Annotated in this window: 3 protein-coding genes; all 3 read left to right on the plus strand. The window is 34.4% G+C overall.

The annotated features are described in order from the left end of the window. The coding region (locus tag C1642_RS12190) for an aminotransferase class I/II-fold pyridoxal phosphate-dependent enzyme (protein WP_146035326.1) at positions 1 to 308 on the plus strand (308 nt) is incomplete at its 5' end. 465 nt (positions 309 to 773) lie between these two features. Beyond that, positions 774 to 2,081, plus strand: a complete 1,308-nt coding sequence (locus C1642_RS12195; protein WP_000810597.1) for a dicarboxylate/amino acid:cation symporter — start codon at positions 774 to 776, stop codon at positions 2,079 to 2,081. A gap of 682 nt (positions 2,082 to 2,763) precedes the next feature. After that, a partial coding sequence (locus tag C1642_RS19240) for an asparaginase domain-containing protein (protein ID WP_228153855.1) occupies positions 2,764 to 3,301 on the plus strand: 538 nt, incomplete at its 3' end.

Below are 3,301 nucleotides of genomic sequence, written 5' to 3' on the forward strand. Positions count from 1 at the left end.
CAGGTGGACGTTTATATGAACAGCGTAATATCGCATGGGAAATGTTAAATGAAATTCCTGGGGTAAGCTGTGTTAAACCAGAAGGCGCAATGTATTGTTTCCCGCGTCTTGACCCTAACATTTACCCAATCGAAGATGATGAAAAGTTAATGTTAGATTTACTTCGTGCTGAAAAAGTACTATTAGTTCAAGGAACAGGTTTTAACTGGCCAACACCAGACCATTTCCGTGTTGTTTTCTTACCGGCAGAAAACGAATTACGTGAAGCAATTGGTCGTTTAGGTCGTTTCTTGGCCAATCGCCGTTAAAAAATGCATAATAAAAAAGGTATCTTAAATTAGGTGCCTTTTTTTATTTTTACATCATTTAAATAATTATTTAATAACTAATATCACCTATTTTAATCAGATCAATAAACCAAATTAATATACTGAATAATATAAACTTTTAAAAATAATATATAAGACTTATTTTCTCAAAAAATCTCATCCATATTTTTTTACCAAACGTTTAAATTACTATATTTATCCCCTATTCCTCCTTTCGTTATTATGCAAAAAATGCATAAGTTGATATTTTTTTGCATTTCACACTGCTTCAAAATCGAGCAACAATCCCTTCCCATAACAACATCACCATATTCGATTCGGTTAATACTGATGCAAATTTAGGAAGATGAAATCAGTTACAGGACCGAACTGAACTACAAGGAAAGCTTTCAATCATCGTTATCCCATCTAAAAGATGATTGAACCCAAAGGATAGAGGTTCCTATGAAGCAAAAGAAATTGCTCAAGTATATTGTGGTTGCTATTTTACTAGGAGTATTGACGGGTTGGATCTGTCATCACTTCTTTAATGAAGGCGAGCAACTGAAGCAAATCGCTTCTTATTTCAACATCGTCACAGATATCTTTTTACGTCTCATCAAAATGATTATTGCCCCATTGGTATTTGCTACAATTGTGTGCGGCATTGTTTCAATGGGCAAATCAACTTCAATTGGTAGCATTACACTCAAGTCAATGACTTGGTTTATTACCGCTTCGTTTGTCTCACTTGCCATCGGTATGGGTTTAGCAAACTTTTTCCAACCTGGCGCGGCGCTAGACCTAGCATTACCAACAGCTCAACAACTTAGTAGTTCTTCTCTACCAACAACTACTGGTTTTACCTTGCAATCATTCTTGAGTCACGTGTTCCCACGCAGCATTGCAGAAGCAATGGCGAACAATGATATTTTACAAGTCCTTGTTTTCTCTATTTTCTTTGGTTCAGCTCTTGCTTTTGTAAATCAGGGCAAAGAAAAAGACTCAGTTATCATTCGCTTAACTGATGAGCTCAGTAAAATCATGTTCCGCATTACTGACTACGTAATGATGTTCGCACCTTTTGCAGTATTTGCTGCAATCGCTTCAGCAATTACAGTACAAGGCTTAGGCTTAATTGTTGATTATGGCATTTTAATCGCAGAATTCTACTTCGGTCTGCTATTACTTTGGGTCATTTTGTTCTCTGTTGGCGCAATCGTACTTAAAAAAGATATCTTCCGTTTAGGTAAATTGATTCGTGAACCTGTAACACTTGCTTTTGCTACAGCTTCAAGTGAATCAGCCTATCCTAAAGTTATGGATGCTTTAAATAAGTTCGGCGTGCCTAAAAAAGTAACTAGCTTCGTTTTACCTTTAGGTTATTCATTTAACCTTGATGGTTCGATGATGTACACCACCTTTGCAGTACTCTTTATCGCTCAAGCTTACAATATTGATCTGAGCTTCACCCAACAAATCTTGATTTTGTTAACGCTTATGGTGACAAGTAAAGGTATTGCGGGTGTTTCAAGAGCTTCTATTGTGGTTATCTCGGCAACACTCACAATGTTCCATTTGCCTGAAGCCGGTATTCTATTATTACTTGGTATTGATCAGTTCCTTGATATGGGCCGTACTGCAACAAACGTAGTAGGTAATAGTATTGCGACTGCAGTTGTTGCCAAACTTGAAGGCGATAAATTAGCTGATACTGAAGAATTACCAGAGCCTGTATTAATTAAATCAACTCAAGAACAAACAATCGCTTAAGTTTCCTTTTTCTCCCACTCTCCCAACTTAAGAGCAATTTTATACGACCTTATAAAATTGCTCTTTTTTTCTTTCGAACTAAACAATAAAAGTTATCAGTATTTCTATATTAAATAATAGGCCAAATTATGGATTTTAATTCCTATTAAATTTCTTAAAAGTAAACCTTAAAAACAGAATAAAAAACAATCGTTCAAAAATTTATATACTTAGAAACATGCACTAACCGATTATTTTTTAATTCAATTTATGATTGATTCATTATATTAAACACCTAAGATTATTATTTAATTCGAACATGAAAAATTTTATTTTATATTCTTAATAAATATAGTTTTAAAAATCAATTTAATAAATCCACCAAATGTTAAATAAAGGCCCAACCCAACCTATTATTTTTTAATTTTATAAAGATTAAAAAATCATTTGCGTGAATTATATTAAAAAGTAAATAAATTCAGATAAATTAGAAAAACTTAATAGATTTTTTATTTTTTTCATGATATTTATTAGCGCTGAATAAAAGCAATGATTAAATGATTGTTGTCGAAACAAAATGATATTCAAGGATGCTTTTATTCAAACAAGTTACGGATATGTTTTATATGGTATGTATTTTGCTTAGGAAAAGCAGGCGTATTCGGCAAACTTTATACTTCGTCACTTCATAAGGATATTTTCGATGTTGACTAAAACTGTTAAATCTTTCGGTTTAGCGATGGGCTTATTAGCCTGCTCTCTCCCACTTTACGCAAAAAACAATGTTGTTGTTGTCGCTACTGGCGGTACCATTGCTGGTGCTGGCGCAAGCTCAGCAAATAGTGCAACTTATACGGCGGCGAAAGTTCCAGTTGATGCTTTAATCAATGCAGTTCCTCAAATCCAAGATTTGGCAAATGTATCTGGTATTCAAGCTTTACAAGTAGCTTCGGAAAGTATTACTGACAAGGAATTATTACAAATTGCTCGTCAAGTAAATGAACTTGTTAAAAAGCCAACTGTAAATGGCGTTGTGATTACACACGGTACAGATACTTTAGAAGAAACAGCATTTTTCTTAAATCTTGTTGTTCATACTGATAAACCAATCGTACTTGTTGGCTCAATGCGCCCATCAACTGCTCTTTCAGCAGATGGTCCACTTAACCTTTATAGTGCTGTTGCATTGGCCGCTTCTGATGATGCAAAAAATAAAGGCGTTATGGTTCTCATGAACGACT

Source organism: Acinetobacter sp. AKBS16, assembly GCF_002899995.1.
Lineage (GTDB): Bacteria > Pseudomonadota > Gammaproteobacteria > Pseudomonadales > Moraxellaceae > Acinetobacter > Acinetobacter baumannii.